Source organism: Bacillus sp. 3G2 (assembly GCF_044324725.1).
GTDB classification, from domain to species: domain Bacteria; phylum Bacillota; class Bacilli; order Bacillales; family Bacillaceae_G; genus Bacillus_A; species Bacillus_A mobilis.
Genome location: NZ_CP172246.1, coordinates 1,056,744 through 1,074,373, shown reverse-complemented (window position 1 = coordinate 1,074,373; position 17,630 = coordinate 1,056,744). Strand labels below are relative to the sequence as shown.

General features: G+C 36.3%; 16 protein-coding genes, 1 pseudogene and 1 riboswitch. Of the genes and pseudogenes, 2 read left to right on the top strand and 15 right to left on the bottom strand.

Annotation, left to right across the window (positions count from 1 at the left end):
• Positions 1-91 precede the first annotated feature (91 nt).
• The 9 genes and pseudogenes from ACHZK0_RS05475 to ACHZK0_RS05435 all read right to left on the bottom strand — a co-directional run bounded on the left by ACHZK0_RS05475 (position 92) and on the right by ACHZK0_RS05435 (position 10,482).
• Entirely contained in the window at positions 92-436 is a 345-nt protein-coding gene (locus tag ACHZK0_RS05475) for a bacteriophage T4 gp5 trimerisation domain-containing protein (RefSeq protein WP_395761694.1), read from the bottom strand.
• 109 nt (positions 437-545) lie between these two features.
• A pseudogene (locus ACHZK0_RS05470) lies at positions 546-5,444 on the bottom strand (SpaA isopeptide-forming pilin-related protein); the annotation flags it as partial.
• Positions 5,445-5,608: 164 nt separating this feature from the next.
• A riboswitch (cyclic di-GMP riboswitch) is annotated at positions 5,609-5,701 on the bottom strand.
• Between the two features lie 171 nt (positions 5,702-5,872).
• On the bottom strand, positions 5,873-6,409 hold the full coding sequence (locus ACHZK0_RS05465) for a TetR/AcrR family transcriptional regulator (protein WP_016088996.1): 537 nt from the start codon (positions 6,407-6,409) through the stop codon (positions 5,873-5,875).
• A gap of 370 nt (positions 6,410-6,779) precedes the next feature.
• Positions 6,780-7,046, bottom strand: a complete 267-nt coding sequence (locus ACHZK0_RS05460) for a CPCC family cysteine-rich protein (RefSeq protein ID WP_395761297.1) — start codon at positions 7,044-7,046, stop codon at positions 6,780-6,782.
• The gene (locus tag ACHZK0_RS05455; protein ID WP_395761296.1) at positions 7,046-7,480 is read right to left on the bottom strand and encodes a hypothetical protein; all 435 of its coding nucleotides are present in this window, start codon (positions 7,478-7,480) and stop codon (positions 7,046-7,048) included. The genes ACHZK0_RS05460 and ACHZK0_RS05455 overlap by 1 nt, the downstream gene beginning before the upstream one ends.
• A gap of 244 nt (positions 7,481-7,724) precedes the next feature.
• Positions 7,725-9,176 carry a PH domain-containing protein gene (locus ACHZK0_RS05450; protein ID WP_395761295.1) on the bottom strand — a complete coding sequence of 484 codons (1,452 nt, stop codon included), beginning with the start codon at positions 9,174-9,176 and terminating at the stop codon, positions 7,725-7,727.
• Complete coding sequence (locus ACHZK0_RS05445) at positions 9,169-9,645, bottom strand: PH domain-containing protein (RefSeq protein ID WP_016716716.1); 477 nt, start codon at positions 9,643-9,645, stop codon at positions 9,169-9,171. The genes ACHZK0_RS05450 and ACHZK0_RS05445 overlap by 8 nt, the downstream gene beginning before the upstream one ends.
• Positions 9,646-9,724: 79 nt before the next feature.
• Positions 9,725-9,898 (bottom strand): hypothetical protein, encoded by a 174-nt coding sequence (locus ACHZK0_RS05440; RefSeq protein WP_061676567.1) that lies wholly within the window; start codon positions 9,896-9,898, stop codon positions 9,725-9,727.
• A 2-nt stretch (positions 9,899-9,900) separates the two neighbouring features.
• Positions 9,901-10,482, bottom strand: a complete 582-nt coding sequence (locus ACHZK0_RS05435) for a TetR/AcrR family transcriptional regulator (protein ID WP_061676568.1) — start codon at positions 10,480-10,482, stop codon at positions 9,901-9,903.
• Between the two features lie 155 nt (positions 10,483-10,637).
• Between ACHZK0_RS05435 and ACHZK0_RS05430 the strand changes: the two genes are divergently transcribed.
• Positions 10,638-10,790 carry a YjcZ family sporulation protein gene (locus tag ACHZK0_RS05430; RefSeq protein WP_139242455.1) on the top strand — a complete coding sequence of 51 codons (153 nt, stop codon included), beginning with the start codon at positions 10,638-10,640 and terminating at the stop codon, positions 10,788-10,790.
• Between the two features lie 56 nt (positions 10,791-10,846).
• Here ACHZK0_RS05430 and ACHZK0_RS05425 read toward each other — a convergent pair whose 3' ends face one another.
• The 6 genes from ACHZK0_RS05425 to ecsA form a co-directional block, all read right to left on the bottom strand.
• Positions 10,847-11,548 (bottom strand): LutC/YkgG family protein, encoded by a 702-nt coding sequence (locus ACHZK0_RS05425; RefSeq protein ID WP_395761294.1) that lies wholly within the window; start codon positions 11,546-11,548, stop codon positions 10,847-10,849.
• Entirely contained in the window at positions 11,529-12,959 is a 1,431-nt protein-coding gene (locus ACHZK0_RS05420; RefSeq protein WP_270342027.1) for a LutB/LldF family L-lactate oxidation iron-sulfur protein, read from the bottom strand. Before ACHZK0_RS05420 ends, ACHZK0_RS05425 begins: the two co-directional genes overlap by 20 nt.
• A gap of 15 nt (positions 12,960-12,974) precedes the next feature.
• Positions 12,975-13,700, bottom strand: coding sequence for a (Fe-S)-binding protein (locus tag ACHZK0_RS05415; protein ID WP_375808675.1), 726 nt, complete (start codon positions 13,698-13,700; stop codon positions 12,975-12,977).
• Between the two features lie 118 nt (positions 13,701-13,818).
• Positions 13,819-14,526, bottom strand: a complete 708-nt coding sequence (gene ecsC, locus ACHZK0_RS05410; RefSeq protein WP_000634133.1) for an ecs operon protein EcsC — start codon at positions 14,524-14,526, stop codon at positions 13,819-13,821.
• Between the two features lie 13 nt (positions 14,527-14,539).
• The gene (gene ecsB / locus ACHZK0_RS05405; protein WP_395761293.1) at positions 14,540-15,751 is read right to left on the bottom strand and encodes an ABC transporter permease EcsB; all 1,212 of its coding nucleotides are present in this window, start codon (positions 15,749-15,751) and stop codon (positions 14,540-14,542) included.
• Positions 15,744-16,487: an ABC transporter ATP-binding protein EcsA gene (gene ecsA, locus ACHZK0_RS05400; RefSeq protein ID WP_001292604.1), complete on the bottom strand. Its 744-nt coding sequence runs from the start codon at positions 16,485-16,487 to the stop codon at positions 15,744-15,746. Before ecsA ends, ecsB begins: the two co-directional genes overlap by 8 nt.
• A 560-nt stretch (positions 16,488-17,047) precedes the next feature.
• Here ecsA and ACHZK0_RS05395 point away from each other — a divergent pair.
• Positions 17,048-17,482 (top strand): HIT family protein, encoded by a 435-nt coding sequence (locus tag ACHZK0_RS05395; protein ID WP_001016840.1) that lies wholly within the window; start codon positions 17,048-17,050, stop codon positions 17,480-17,482.
• Positions 17,483-17,630 lie beyond the last annotated feature (148 nt).

Sequence of the window (17,630 nt, the reverse complement as noted above, 5' to 3'; positions counted from 1 at the left end):
AAAAAGGTATCCTCCAATACTTGAAGGATACCTTTTCACTTTTATTATCTCTGCTGTTTTCTACCTAATACGAGTAATCCAAAACTCATCATTACAAGAAATGCTCCCATATATGGTTCCACAGGCATTTTCTTTCCTGTCTTCGGTAATTCTTTTTCAGGTTTTTCTGGATTTGGTGTTTCAGGCTTTTCTGGATCCGTTGTTTCCGGTTTTTCTGGATTTGGTGTTTCAGGCTTTTCTGGATTTGGTGTTCCAGGCTTCTCTGGATCCGTTGTTTCCGGTTTTTCTGGATTTGGTGTTCCAGGCTTCTCTGGATCCGTTGTTTCCGGTTTTTCTGGATTTGGTGTTCCAGGCTTCTCTGGATCCGTTGTTTCCGGTTTTTCTGGATTTGGTGTTTCAGGCTTTTCTGGATCCGTTGTTTCTGGTTTCTCTGGATTTGGTGTTTCAGGCTTTTCTGGATCCGTTGTTTCTGGTTTCTCTGGGCCTGGTGGTGCTAAAGAAGTCAATTTGTTTAATACTTCTAATTGAACTGAACTTATCATTCCCTTTGTAATTTCAAATGGAATTGGATGAGTTAATTTTTCATAACCTTTTGGTGCTTCTACTTCTACAAGTGTGTAGTGACCTACAGATAAGTCTGAGACTTTCGCTTTTCCTTCTTTATCTGTTGTTACTTTCGTTACTACTTTTCCTTTTTCGTCATGAACTTCAAACACTGCCCCTGATAATACATTCTTACTTTCAGCATCCATTTTTGTGATTTCTACTGAACCTTTATCTAACTTTTCGTTCTCTACTTTTAGTGATAAAACTTTCGTCATACCTTTTTTGATTTCGAATGATACTGGCTCTGTTAATTTTTTGTAGCCTGATAAGCTTTCTTTCTCTACTAATTTGTATTTTCCTACAGATAAATCTGCAACATTTGCTTTTCCTTCTTTGTCTGTTGTTACTGTCGTTACTACTTTTCCTTGCTCATCTTGTACTTCGAAGACTACGCCTGCTAATGCTTTTTGACTATCTTTATCTACTTTTTTAATTTCTACTGAGCCTTTGTCTAACTGTTCATTCTCTACTTTCAATGATAAGACTTTTGTCATACCTTTTTTAATTTCGAATGATACTGGCTCTGTTAATTTTTTGTAGCCTGGTAAATTCTCTACTTCTACTAGTTTGTAACTTCCTACAGATAGATCTGAAATTTTCGCTTTTCCTTCTTTATCTGTTTTTACTTTCGTTACTACTTTGCCTTTTTCATCTTGCACTTCGAATGTTACGCCTTCTAATAACGCGCCACTTTCTTTGTCTACTTTTATAATTTCTACTGAACCTTTATCTACTAATTCGTTCTCTACTTTTAGTGATAAAATTTCTGTCATACCTTTTTTAATTTCAAACGATACTGGTTTCGCTAGTTTTTTATATCCTGGTAAGCTCTCTACCTCTACTAGCTTATATTTCCCTACTGATAAATCTGAAACGTTTGCTTTTCCTTCTTTATCTGTCGTTACTTTTGTTACTACTTTATCCTTTTCATCTTGCACTTCGAATGTTACGCCCGCTAATACTACGCCACTTTCTTTATCCACTTTTATAATCTCTACTGTTCCTTTATCTAACAGTTCGTTCTCTACTTTTAGTGATAAAACTTTCGTCATACCTTTTTTGATTTCGAATGATACTGGCTCTGTTAATTTTTTGTAACCTGGTAAGCTTTCTTTTTCTACTAATTTATACTTTCCTACTGATAAATCTAAAATTGTTGCTTTTCCTTCTTTATCTGTCGTTACTTCTGTTACTACTTTTCCTTGCTCATCTTGTACTTCAAAGACTACGCCTTCTAATACTTTTTGGCTATCTTTATCTACTTTTGTTACTTCTACATTTCCCTTGTCTAACATTTCATTTTCTACTGTTAAAGCAAGAGATTTTGTCATACCTTTTTCAATTTGGAAAGTAATCGGATCTACTAATTGCTTATATCCTTTTGGTGCTTTCACTTCTACTAGCTTGTATGTGCCAACTGATAAATTAGTGACTTGTGCTTGTCCTTTTTTATCCGTCGTTATTTTAGCGACTACTTGTCCTGCTTCATCTTGAACATCAAATACTGCATCAGCTAAAGCATCTTTCGTTTCTTTGTCTACTTTTTTAATTTCTACATTTCCTGTATCTACTAATTCATTTTCGACTGTTAGCTTTAATGCTGTTACTCTGCCCTTTTCAATTTCGAATGAAATTGGCTTTTCAAGTGGTTTGTATCCTGCTGGTGTTCCTACTTCCACCAACTCATACTTTCCAATAGATAACTCTGAAACGTTTGCTTTTCCTTCTTTATCTGTTGTTACTTTTCTTACTACTTTTCCTTTTGAATCACGTACTTCAAATACAACATCTTTTAATGGTGCTTTACTATCTTTATCTATTTTTATTATCTCTACATTTCCAGTATCCATCATTTCATTTTCTACTTTTAATGATAGTATCTTGGTCATGCCCTTTGTAATTTCAAATGATACTGGTTTTTCTAGCTTTTTATAACCTGGTAAACCTTCTTTCTCTACTAATTCATACTTGCCTACAGGTAAATCTGCAACATTTGCTTTTCCTTCTTTATCTGTCGTTACTTTTTTAACTTCGTTACCTTTTTCATCTTGGACAACGAACGTTACTCCCGCTAGCGGTGCTTTATTATCTTTGTCTATCTTTGTTATCTCTACATTCCCCGTATCTACCATTTCATTTTCTATTTTTAATGATAAGATCTCGGTCATGCCTTTTGTAATTTCAAACGATACTGGCTCTGTTAATTTCTTATAGCCTGGTAAACTTTCTTTCTCTACTAATTTGTACTTCCCTACTGATAGATCAGAGATTTTTGCTTTACCATCTTTATCTGTTTTTAATTCCTTTACTACTGTTCCAGCTTCATCTTGCACTTCAAAGACTACGCCTTTTAATACTTTCTGGCTGTCTTTATCTACTTTTGTAATTTCTACTGAACCTTTATCTAACTGTTCATTCTCTACTTCCAATGAAAGGACTTTCGTCATACCTTTTGTAATTTCAAATGATACTGGTTCTTTTAGTTTTTTATAACCTGGTAAGCTTTCCGTTTCTACTAATTCGTATTTTCCTACTGATAGATCTGAAACGTTCGCTTTTCCTTCTTTATCTGTTGTTACTTTTCTTACTACTTTTCCTTTTGAATCACGTACCTCAAATACAACATCTTTTAATGGTGCTTTACTATCTTTATCTACTTTTGTAATTTCTACTGAGCCGTTTTCTAACTGCTCATTCTCTACTTTCAAGGATAGGACTTTCGTCATACCTTTTGTAATTTCAAACGATACTGGCTCTGTTAGTTTTTTGTAACCTGGTAAGCTTTTCGTCTCTACTAATTTGTACTTTCCTACAGATAGCTCTGAAACGTTTGCCTTTCCTTCTTTATCCGTCGCTACTTTTCTTACTACTTCGCCTTTCTCATTTTGGACTTCAAATTCGACACCCGCTAATACTGAACCGTTTTCTTTGTCCACCTTTGTAATTTCTACATTACCTTTGTCTGTCATTGTATTTTTTACTGTTATTGGGAATATGCCGTCCCCTATTACATTTACTTCGAACTCTGTTTCTTTTAATTGGTATCCTTCAGGCGCTTTCGTTTCTTTTAACATATATTTCCCTGGCGCTAACGGTTTAGAGATTGCCTTACCATCTTTATCTGTAACAATATGCTCAACTACTATACTGTCTTTTACTATATCAAACTCTGCATTTGCTAATGGTTTTTCACCATTTTCCGAATCAATTTTCTTTAATTCAATTTGACCCTTTTGCAAAGTATTTTTGACTTCAATGGCTTTTGTTTCACCAGCTTGAAGTGTAACCTCTACTGGAATTGTTGATTTTTGATATCCTTCTGGCGCTACTGTTTCATAAATTTTATACGTCCCAGGAGCTAAAGTTTGGGGTACTGAAAAGCCGTTTTCGTCCGTTGTCAGTTTTGCAACAACTTCATTTGCACTATTTCGAACTTCAAATTCGGCACCTTTTAACCCCTTGTTCGGATTCTCAGAATCTATTTTATGAATCGATACTGTACCGTTTTTTGGAGCTTCAGGCGGCGTAACAGTTACTTCTTTTGATGTTAATGTTTTATCATCAAAATGTAATTCCGCTTTATTAGGAATCTTCTTATCTACGTAAGAAGATAAATCTGTATTGGCTTTAATTTTCGCCTTAATATTCAAGTTAATTACCTGGTCTTCATATGACTTATAGTCAAAATTCTCACCAAACGTAAATGTTACTTCACTTCTTTGTTTATCTATATTTAACGTTCCTTTAGAAGTAATATCTTGACCATTTTGATCATACACTTTTGCCTCTAATACTTCTAAAACATCTTCTAAATCATCACTAATTACCATAGATGTGTATTTAGGAGGATCGTTTGGTATATGTATACCAACTTGGTATTGAATAGCTTGATCGATTTGTGTTAACTGCTGTTTCTCTACAAACTTACCATGCTCATCAACTATATTTTTTTCAATGCTAGGTGGATTATTGTCACCTGAACCTGTTCCTCCCCCACCACTTACGAATACTTCTCCAACTTTTTCTTCAGTTACAATATTTTTACCTTCTAATTTCACAGTATTTTTATGAGGCTTTGCAGCAGGATTAGTAATCTTTGTTTTATATCTTAAAATATAACCTTTTGAACTGTCTGGAAACTCAATTGTAAATCCAGTTTTCATTGCATTAATTTTAATTTTAGATAAATCTGCTGGCTTAATATTTGTTGCTGCATAGCCATCTTCAAACACGGCCTCTTCTAATACTAAGCTATCTGTAATTAATTCATGCCCAGGTCCCAATGTGTCTGTTAATTTAAGATCTTGCATTTCTGTTCCAGTTGCATTTACATATACCGTCCAGTCTGCAATTGAAGGATCTTCCTGATTATAAGAACCCCATTTCAATAAATTATCTGTATTTGGCTGTGGCTTCGGTCTCTCTGTCGTATTATTTACACTTACTTCTTTATTTACGATTTGACCATCAACGTTAAATTCTAATGGAATTTTTTTAATACCATCATATGCTTCTAGACCAAAATAGAATTCTACGAATAAAGAACCTTTAATGTTATTCTTTCCTTCTACATAATCACCCATAGTACATGTCAATACACCCTTTTTCATCTCACATGTACCGACTATTTTCCCTTCAGCATCTTTTAAAGGAAAACTCATATTCATAAGATCTTTTCTAAACTCTTTTGGCATATCAATTGTGAATTGATCTCCACTTTTTATTTTTTCTTTAGCTGACCACTTCACTTCTACTTTCATGCCATCCGAGGCTTGATATGGTTCAGATGTCGTGCCATCAGTACGGGAAACATTAATTTCATCCACTGGACTTTTCATCACAGCAGCTTGAATAACTGGGGCCCACACATTTAGCACTGAAAATAATACTAGAAAAACTAATGAAACCATTGAAATATGCCTTTTAGTACTTTTCATTTGCATAATTCCCTCCTATTTTTTATATTTATATAACAAAAAAAGACCGTCCGGTTGCATCAAAAATGTGCAACCAGACGATCTTAGTAACCAATATGTATTACCGTAGACTCTAAGCTTTGCGGCCTATCCTTTCGAATAGTGTGCTAAAAATATTTTTTATTCTTTTTTTGTTTCATTTTCCTCTTAAACCAAATATTACTATACCGTCTGGACGGTTATAATTCAATACTCTATAAAATTGTTCTATTTTTCTAATAAAAAAAATAATTCACCACTACATTAAATAAGTAATGGTGAATTATTTTACATTGTATAGTTTGTATATTCTATTTATATGAATTATAGATAAGAGCTTGAATTACTTTTTCTCTTAATTCGGGGCTTAATCTTCCAACCCCTAAATATTCCGAATACCATAATCCATCTGCTGCTAATCTAATAATTGTGGCACAAACTGAATCTATCTCATCATTTTCTATTTTATGTTGCAGTTGCTGAAATGATTGTTGTAACGGTTCAAGTAATTCAGGTTTTAGCATTAATGCTGCCATCATACTACTACCCAGCTCTTCTACTCTTCTCTCATTACTTAATCTTTCCTCTACAAAAGAACGTACCCACCTTCCTTTCTTCTCTAAGTCTTCCGCTACTTTATTGTGAATAGCGTCTTGATACTCCTCCGTCCCTTTGAGTATCATGCCCTCTATTAAAGCTTCTTTGTTTGAAAAGTGATACAACAATCCACCTTTACTTATCCCCGCCTCTTTTGCTACCGCTTCTAAGGTTAATTTAGCAACCCCTTTACATTGCACAATTTGAGAAGCAGCTTCTAAAATCTTTTGCCGTGTTATACTTGTACTCATTCCTTTTTAAAACCCCATTTCTACTAAATTTATATAAATACGTATCTTACTTTTAATATCGCTGAGTAATAATAAATATTTTCTTTATACAACAAAAGCTTCATTGCCTTTGAATTGTTCGTTGCTTCTTTTATTAAAAATTTCCATATCATTCAATATAATAACATTAAATACACAAAGTTGACTATACATCTATACTTTTGTGTTTATTCCTAATATATCCATTAGTGAAATTTACTGCTTTAGTCCTTCTTTTTACTTTATCATCTCTATTATTTTACCTTATAAGACGGCGTTAATCCTTTCATCGTTGCATAAAAAAATGTTATTACTCTTGTTACATTGAGTAATAACATTTTTTTAAAGCTATTTAACAAATTTGCTTCCAACTAGCATCCTTCACATCTTCACTCGTCGGCTTTCTAACTAATTTCACAGAACATTCATCACAAGCACCAAATGCAATGAAGTTTTTCTGTGCTTGTCTTAACGAAACTTCATTCGCCCCGCCTTCAAAGTCAGGATCATTAAACTGAACCTCATCATCTTCCCAATAACATATTCTACAAATTTCATATGTACCTGGTGGTTCTTCTTCTATTGTTTTATATCCGCAGCATGGACATGTGTATTTCATTATTTCACTCCATTGTTAACTTGTTTTTTCTCCCATATATTCCGGCCCATAAAGAATGTAACAGCGCAAATCATAGTTATTACCATGAAAGTAGTATTAGAATCTTCATATGTAGTTGGCATTCCAACCGTTACGGAAACAATACTACAAGCTAAAAGTAAATATAATAATAAAGATATAATATAGCTTAGTTTAAAACGTAAAATGATACCTCTAAACAATAGCTCACCAAGTAGACAGCCACCTAAAATAATAGGCACTCCGAAATACAATGTAAGGACTCCCATTTGTGCAGTAGATTGAATTACCTTTCCAATTATGTTCGGCGACGTCCCCTCATTAAAATTTTCTATCCTATCATATAAATCAAGTGCCGTTACTGAAATAAAGAAACTTAATATAGAAAATGAATACGGTATTAAAAATTTGCTCACTCTCATTCACCTCGCTTTTGCTTCCTCATATATTATTCATTATTTTCACATAAAGTGAAACTTTAATCGGTGGGGAATTTTTCATCCCCCACTGATTATCAGCCCTCACCAATCGGGCTTTTACGGGCAGTTGATCCCGCACCTAACTTCTTTGCTTTTGCTGAATTTTGAGGTGGGAATCTTACTGCCCGTTAATGCGGGATAAAAAAATAGCCCGCCTTCCGCAAAAGACGAGCCATTCTATTTAATTCTCACTTATTCTCTTCTTATACCAATCCTGCATTCTCTCCGCATCTTCTACTCTCGTATGTTCTAATTTATACTCCGATGATGCGTTAGAGAACTTATACGTACATAGATTTGCACGGCGCTGGAAATATGATTGTGTCTTTTCCATTGATTGGACGTGTCTTCTTCTAACAAGTCCTGTATATTTTCCGACGCTGCGATATACAAGCGTAATTTGCTCCCCGTTTACACTGTAACCATTTGTTTTAAATGTTGCGTATCCAAGTGTAAAGATGAGAATCGCGAGCGGAATTAATGCCCACATGATGAAGTGCTTTTCAAAGTATATACTTATTCCAATAAGCGGGATTGCTAGCATTGCGAAAAAGATGAAACTATCAATGAGATAGCGGCGTAATGCTGTTTTTGGTAATGAAATAATATTTGTATTCAGTTCGTATGGTAATTGTAAATGCGCGAGTAACTGTTGTACGCGATCTTTTCGAATGATTGGGTGCAGTGTAACCTTTTCTTTTTCGTCACCCATTCCTTTACTTTGAATAACTTCTACTTGCACAGCACAATAACCAAATGGCTGACGTAACATACTTTCTTTTATCGTAATACCTTGAATACGGTGCAATTTTAGGACGAGTTCTTTTTTCTCAAGTAATCCTTGTGAAATGCGGACTTCATCATTTCTTCGATTCACTGTGAAATCTCCATGTTTTAACGCATAACCGATTGTCGATATAATCCACGAGAGGACGATCAAAATGGCTACCATGAAAATCCAGCCATATATATCATGTTCCATTACATACGACTTGACACCATTCTCTATCCATTTCGGAATGTACTCATCTACTTGGTGGTACACGAAAAAGATTAACGAGAATAATAGTCCAAACTGACCAGATGTAACAGACGCTAATAAAATCTCTTTCCAAGTTAACTTGTATTCTGTCGATTGTTTTTCCTCTGTAACAATTTCTTTTTTTACTGTATTTTCTACTACTTCGTCTAACGTTTCTTCTGCTTTCACTTCTGGAGTTGGCTCGTTTAGCAATGCAATAAGCTCTGTTGCTTCTTCTGCTGTAATACCAGCTAAGCTAACTTCTGCATCATCGCCCCCACCAGCTGTTTCGATTTGAATTTTCTTTAAGCCAAGCATTTGATATAACACGTTAGAACTTGTATTAATCGTTTGCACACGTTCTTTATTTAAGTAGCTCTCCTTCTTCACAAAGAGCCCTTGTTTCACATGTAATACGTTATTTTCAACCCAGTATGTTGTGTAATACCATTTTTCAAACGCTGAAAAGACGGTGAGTAAACCGAATGCAGCGGGAATTAAATACCAAAACGGGAATTTTCCATTTAAGCTAAACATGAAAATAATGAGTGGTATAAAGTCTGTTATTTTTAATTCTAATAACATCGTGATTGGATGCTGCCTCTTATACATCCTCATCACTCACTTTCGCCAATTCTGCGATTTTCGTTTTCAACATTTCTGCTTCATACATTGTTAAGCCTGGAATGCTGTGAGAAGTTGCCGCTGTTGAAATGTGTAATTCTGCTAAGCCATATTTTCTCATAATCGGTCCTTGTTCAATCGTAACGTGCTGTACACGAATCATCGGTACTAATACACGCTTTACGACGAAAAGACCGTGCTGAATTTCAAGTTCTTCTTCATTTAGTTGATAGCTATAATAACGCTGACGAAGTTTCGGGAATACGAAGTACTCCAATGGCGCTAGTGCAACCGTTAATCCGATTAACACGTACAAAATCCACGCCCACCAATCAAACTTTATCATGAGGAAAAGGTAAGCTAAAATGACGAGAATACCGATCCCTTCTTCAATTACAGCACGAACTTTCCACACCTTGACCATGTCAGGGTGGATTTCATTTTTCAATGGCTCCATGTAACCACTCCAAATCTAGTAATCTAATATATGAATACTCTCAATCTATATTTTACATAACTTTACAGAAAATTAGTATTTATTCTTCTTTATCTTTCTTCTCTGGAATAAAATATCCGAACCAAAGTAGCCAAATGAAACCGATTAACTTCATCCAACTTCCATCCGCTTGAAAAGCTTCAATCATACCTGGTATTTTATAAATCCCAATGAATCCAAGAAAACCGAGCCACCAGTTTTTTTGCATTTTCACTTTTATTCCTCCTTCATTACGTTTTTCACATTTCGAATCCAAATCTCTTTATACTTTAACTGGAATCCCATGAGCATGTAATTACTCATATTATCGATCACGAGCGCTAACGTATGAGCATTCTCTTCTGTTGCATGTTGTGACACAACGTCAAGTTCCACACCTTTCTTCAATAAATCGTGGAAACCATTTAAGAAATCTTCTTGTATTTCAAATAAACGTTTCTGATACTTCTCATTTCGCGATGCAGTTACGATAAATTCATTTATAACACGTAATATTCCTTCTTGCCCTTCATACTCAGAGAGCATATGTAAACCATCGGCAATTAACTTTTCTGCAAAGTTTTCTTTCGTATATTGTCCTTTATCGAAATAACTCACGAAATGATACCCAGAGAAAATTTCTTCAAATAAAAAATCAACTAACGCTTCTTTAGAAGAAAAATGATAATAAATAGCCGGTTTTGAAATACCTACCTCTTTCGCAATCATGGAAAGGCTCATCTTCTCAATGCCGTGCTCTGCCATAAGTTTAAATGATGCCTCTACAATATTTTGCGATGTTTGTAAATTCTTTGTCATACTGTACCTCACTTATTTTTACTTACCGGTCGGTAAGTAAATTATAAAATGAAACGAAATGATTTGCAAGTTAGTTAATATTACAGAAGGGATTTATTGGTAAATACAGAAAGTATAAAGTAAAAGCAACATATAACAATAAGGAGGACATACATATGGCACTTGGAGGTAAAGGCGGTAGTGGTGGCACTGGCGGCGGTGAAGCTGGACAAGATGGTAAGGGCATTGGTAGCAGTTATATATTACTCATTGTGCTCTTTATCATATTAGTCGTAGTTGGAGTCAGCTATAGTGGACTTGGTCTTTAACTTTCACCAGTAAGAAAAGCACTGGCTATATTAGCGGCCAGTGCTTTCTATTTTCATTATTGATCATCCACAATAATATACGCTGTTCGGATTGGCCCATGTACACCTACGACAAGGTTCATTTCAATATCAGCGCTATTTGATGGACCAGAAACGAAATTTACACAAGCGGGTAGTTTTTCTCCCGCTTCATTTTGATCATGGATTCTTTTTGTAGCTTGGGTTAATCTTGGTACGATCGTACTTTTAGGAACGATTGCAATGTACGACTCCGGAAGAAGGCTAACATGTCTTCCTTTTAACCCGTCATTAAATAGGACAACGGTTCCTGATTCTGCCAAGGTCATATCGCTGAACGTAATACCAAGGTCAGCAGCTTTCGCAAATGCTATGTCCTCTTCTTTCTGATCCGATCCCCACATACGAAAATGTGTTGCACCTTCATTTTTGAAAAATGGAGTAAGACCATACTCATGAAAACGCTCATCGTTCGCATACATAGCGGATGTAATATTCCATTCTTTTAGTAAGGACCCCAATGTTTCAACAAGATTTTCTTGCGTTGTCCGTTTTACTTCTGTATGAATGACTTCGCAGTGCTCTATTAGTTGTAATACAAGTTCTTCTTGCGCGAGTCCGTCAAAAACAGTCCACTGCGGGGCAAAAGACCATTTCGGTTTTTTCACTGCTTCAGGACGTTTTCTACCAAGCTTTTCTGATAATTGGAGTAAAAATTCTTCACGATTTTGGATGGCCATCATCGTTCTCCTTTACGTGTTTTTCAAACCACTTTCGAAACGGTTGTTTTTTCGGAACTGGGAAATCTCTCGCATCCGTCCACGCTTTTAACGGTCCAATGCCGCGCTCGATTTTATCACCTTTCGCAAGAGGTTTTAATGCATAGGGAGCGCTCTTCGCCGCAAAAGAAAATAAGCTAGGACTCTTCACTACTTTTTCAAAACCTTTCATCGCCGCGTTCCAAGCTACAGGTGATCGTTTTTCTTCTACAATGCGGCTCCGATGTTTAATTAATAAGTCGTGTAAAGGAATTTTCACTGGGCATGCTTCTGTACAAGCACCACAAAGACTAGATGCATAAGGTAAATCCTTATATTCATCATATCCTCCTAAAAGCGGTGTTAACACAGCTCCAATTGGTCCTGGATAAATAGAACCATATGCATGTCCGCCAATATGCCTGTATACAGGACACACATTAATACATGCTGCGCAGCGAATACACTGCAGTACACTTTGGAATTCTGTCCCTACAATATCAGAACGGCCATTATCCACAATGACTAAATGGAATTCCTCAGGTCCATCTGTCCCGCCAGGCTCCGTTAATCCTGTAATATAACTCGTTAACTTTTGTCCTACAGAACTTCTGCATAGAAGAGTTACTAACACATCAAGCTCTTCCCATGTCGGCACAATACGCTCCATCCCCATAACTGTAATTAACGTTTTCGGAAGTGTCGTGGTCAGTCTTGCGTTTCCTTCGTTTGCTACGATAGAAATGGACCCAGACTCTGCAACCGCAAAGTTACATCCAGTCACTCCTATATCCGCTGCAAAGAAATCATCACGTAAATAGCCTCTTACAAACCTCGCCATTTCCGTAGGATCAGATGTGCCAGTGTAGTTTAACTTTGTTTTAAATATTTCACAAATGTGTTCTTTATCTTTGTGGAGGCACGGAACAACAATATGTGACGGCGGATCGTGGTCGTTCACTTGTAGAATAAATTCAGCAAGATCTGTTTCTAACACTTCCGCTCCAGCTTCTTCAATTGCTTCATTTAAACTGATTTCTTCTGTTACCATCGATTTTGATTTCACAATTTTTTTCGCGTTTTTCTTTTTTACAATTTCTTTTACATATTCCCTTGCGTCTTCTGCCGTCTTTGCAAAATAAACAAAACCACCGTTTTTTTCAATATTTTCACTTAGCTCATATAAATAATAATCAAGATTTTCTAATGTATGCTTTCGAATTTCTTCTCCTAAAGCTCGCCATTCTTCCCAATTCCCAAGACTCTCAGTCGCTTTTAATTTCTTGCCCCTAAGACCATCTTGCGCTTTCCTAACAGCCTGCCGCATAAATTGATCGCCAATGCCGGTTTCAGTACGCTTATGAAAGGGATCGTTCCCAATTCTCATTCCCATCTGTATATCCCCCTCTTATTTTCGGTCCTCATTTAATACTTGAGCAATATGTTTTACATCAATTGGATAGCCCTGGCGTGTTAAACGTCCTTTTATATTCATTAAGCAGCTACAATCCATCCCAATTAACACTTCTGCACCGGTTTCCATAATATGCTTTACTTTTTCATCGACCATTTGTTCAGAGATTTCTGGCATCTTTACTGAAAATGTCCCTCCAAATCCGCAGCAATCATAATTGTGCGATAGCGAAACTACTTCCAGTCCTTTGACACACTTTAATAATTTTTGCGGTGGTTCTTTAATTCCCATCAATCGGCTCATATGACAAGATGTATGAACTGTTGCTTTTTTATGAAGCACCGCACCTAAGTCTTCTTTCCCTAATACTTCAACGAGAAATTGTGTAAATTCATACGTTTTCTTCGCAAGCTCATCCGCTTTTTTCTTCCACTCCATTTCACTCTCAGAAAATAAGGTAGAAAACTCATGAACCATCATCGCGCACGAACCGGATGGTGCCACAACATATTCTGAATGAGCAAAGGTTTCAATCATATGTTTTGCCGCTGTTTTCGTTTCTTTCACGTACCCGCTATTATAGGCCGGTTGTCCGCAGCAAGTTTGGCTTTTAGGAAAATCAACTTCACACCCTAAATCTTCAAGAATTTCGACGACATCACTTCCGACCTCTGGATAAAAAACATCTGCCACACAAGTGATAAATATTGATACTTTCATATTTGCACCCCTAAATACAGTAAAGTAACTCCATTTGTATATTATTGGTAAAAAGATGAAAAATATGAATAAAAATAACAAAAAGCACCCTACATTACACATGTAGGGTGCTTTCTTTTTAATTTCTATTCAGTAGTCGCATACGATAACAATTCATCGTCACTTCTCCGAGTCTTTGCAGTAATTGATAGTTCGCATATGCGCCGACCGGGGCACCGATTATGGGAACGAGCTGAAGCATTTTCGCTAAATCAATATAGTCTCGGTACTCTGTTTGGAACTTTTCCCAGTCCATATGATTTTCTTCTTCTGTATCCCACGTTTCGATTGCTTTCCATATTTCTTTTCGGTGGTCGTCACTTGAAAAGGCAAGCTGGAAAACGTGAAGAATAAAAAGGCGCTCTTCTTTGTTACTCGTATCAAACCCGTACAACGTTGCTGCATCAAATAAAAATTTAATTTTAATGCCGAGTAAAAGCGGAAAATCAGCCAGACCGAGGAGAATACCGCCAGCTCCCGTCCCTGCTCCTTCTGCCGCTGCTATTTTTTTATACTCATCCATTTTTTTACGTACTTCGTCGTCTCTTCTTTGCAATGACCAGTTCGTCTCTTTTAATTTCGGCTTTATAAAGTTTGATCCAGCACTAATCGTTTGCACCATCATCCGAATCGTTTCTGTTAATACTTTTTGCACTTTCGCCGGAATAAGCTGTTGTACTTTCGTCTGCACTTTCTTAGAGAACCGTGTCATCATAGAAGAATCTTTCATGAATGTAGCTTTCCACTGCTCCAATTCTTTTATAACCTTCTCTTCATATGTAATCATAGGTTCATTCCCTTCAATTTAAACGCTCAATACGTTTCGCCCCATATTGATAAACGAAACCGATACTAAATACTATGCTTACGACTAATAAAATTCCCGTCATCATGAAATCTTTCGTCGCAAGGGCGAATATAACTGTAAATATCACGCTGCCGGTAATAAGGATTGCATTTAATAAGACAAGAAAATCTTTCTTCTTCTCTTCTCCCCCGACCGGATACAAATCAAGCCAAATCTTCATGCGGTGATGTTTCCATAAAGTTAAGAGCTGATAACCGATTAAGTATAGGAATATCAGGCTTACGATAAATCGTCCATATAAAAACGGAATGAAGTAAAGAATAACTCCGCCAAGAGCGAGCAAACGCACATATAATCCGAAATAGTTACCAGATCGTAAAAACGTTCTCGTATATAAGTATAAATAGGTACGCTTTTCACCGATCATCGAAAGGATGAAATCAAGCCATTTCTTGCGGGATACTCTTTCTTTTAATGCTGGTACGTCAACGAACATGTTCGCGATGCGGTACAGCAGCATCATTTTCTTACCTTCTTCAGAAATTAAATACTCCCAGTTTAATGGCTTTCCCTTCACCATTTGATGCAGTACTACGAGGTATAACACCATGAGAAGGACGGTTCCGCCAATAAACATAACGGAAGTACGTTCTACAAGGAAGTACACAAATAAGCCGTTTAAAATAAAACGAATGAACCAATCAGCTCTTTGTATATTTTGGTCTGTTAAAAATGATTTTTCCCACGCAACGAATAAGTTCCACGCTTTTACAATGACAAACGCGAGTACTAACCATATGTAAGCCGCTCCCGTTTGCTTCATTTGCTGAAAGTATAACGGGGCAAGCGCTGCCGCTACGATTGCGATTATGTATAACTGAATCATAAACGTAAAGAGAAATGCCTTTGTGAAGTATGGTTTTAACTTTTCTTCAACTGGCAGTAAGTAAACGAGATCCGCTTCTTTTAATAACGTTTGAATCGATCCGGCCGTTAATACGAGACCGAGTAACACTGCCATAACGAGCGCCGCCGGAAACGAAGGCGTTAACGTTTGTAACCATTGCTGGTAATAATACGCCCCTGCGCCGATGATAAATACGAAAATAAATTTCAAATGATCATTAAATACGTATTTACTATATGTACGAACTTCTTTTAGAAAGTGACGAAATCGTTCTTTCCATAATGCTGTGCTATTCATAATCTTCTTCCTTTGTTAAGGCAATATAAATATCATCTAGCGTTGCGCCTGGCATATTAAACTGTGATTGCAGTTCAGATAATGTTCCCATCGCTCTTACTTCACCTTGATGCAAAATAATGAACGAATCACAATAACGCTCTGCCGTCGCTAAAATATGTGTACTCATTAAAATACCCGCACCGCTCTTTTTCATTTGATCCATCATTTGAAGGAGTGATTGAATCGCTAACGGATCAAGTCCAACGAATGGTTCGTCCACAATGTAAAGAGATGGCTCCACTAAAAACGCACTCATAATCATTACTTTTTGTTTCATCCCTTTTGAGAAATGAGATGGAAACCATTTCAAACGATTTTTCATGCGAAATTCTTGTAATAATTGTCCTACACGTTCTTCGTATTGTTTTTCATCGACACCGTACGCCATCGCTGTTAACTTCAAATGTTCTTCTAGCGTTAGCTCGTCATATAATACTGGTGTTTCTGGGATGAACGAAAAACTAGAACGGTACGCTGTCATATCATCACGAATTGTTTTCCCATTAATTGTGACAGTTCCTTTTTTCGGTTCCATTAAACCGATAATATGTTTAATCGTCGTACTTTTACCCGCTCCATTTAAACCGATTAAGCCGACAAGTTCGCCTTTATTCACAGAGAACGAAACATCTTTTAGTACAGGTCGTTTCGTATATCCTCCTGTAACATTTTCTACACGCAATAACTCGCTCATACGACACCACTTTCTTCATTAGTATTCATTCTATATTCATCTTACCAAAAATAGCGCTGTACTACATAGTATCGATGCCCTCAAAAAAAATTTAAATTTGTTCGCATATATTTTTACGAAAGCGGACATCATAATTAAGGAAGAAGGAACACATTGAAAAAGCAACCACCAATTGATGAGTAAAACAACATAGTGAAGTCATCATGAAATGGGGTGTCCATGTTGGACAAAGAAATTTACACATAACCAGATCATTTGTTTCATTTTAGAAACGGGGTGTCTCCGAAAGAGCATATACTGTTTTAAAAAATAAACAATTTCCTTTTATAAAAGATTGCAATTCATTTCACTTGAAAATGGGGTGTCTACGGCAGAAACTTTAGCCGATTTACCGTGCATTTCTTAAATAAATGAGGTGTCTGCGAAACGTAAATTACGATAATGCTTTTTCAATCCCTCTTCAGAAAACAGGAAGCTGAGTCAGCTTCCTGTTTTTCGTGTTTGTTCTCTTATGTAATTATGGTAAAATACGGCTAAGGATATTTGAAAGGATGAGATCAATGAATCATACAGCGGACAATTGTATTTTTTGTAAAATTATTGATGGGCAAATCCCTTGCTCAAAAGTATACGAAGATGAACATGTGCTTGCATTTTTAGATATTAGTCAAGTAACAAAAGGACATACTCTTGTTATTCCAAAAGTTCACAAACAAGACATTTTTGCGTTAACGCCAGAAATCGCATCACACATTTTTTCTGTCGTTCCGAAAATCGCAAATGCGATTAAAGCAGAGTTTAACCCAGTTGGCTTTAACCTACTTAACAATAACGGTGAAAAAGCTGGACAAACTGTGTTCCACTTCCACCTTCATTTAATTCCACGCTACGGTGAAAACGATGGTTTCGGTGCTGTTTGGAAATCACATCAAAATGAATACACAATGGAAAATTTACAAAACATCGCAAGTACAATTGCAAATAGTGTGAAATAGTGACACTATAATAAGAAGTAATACATAACAAGCCACTTTCCTAAAGTGATTAAATATTGCACGGCTTGTTTCTCCACTCAAGATGCCGGGGACTGTGCACTGCACACTTTTCTTTCCCTTGTCTTAAAGATATGCATATTTTTTCACA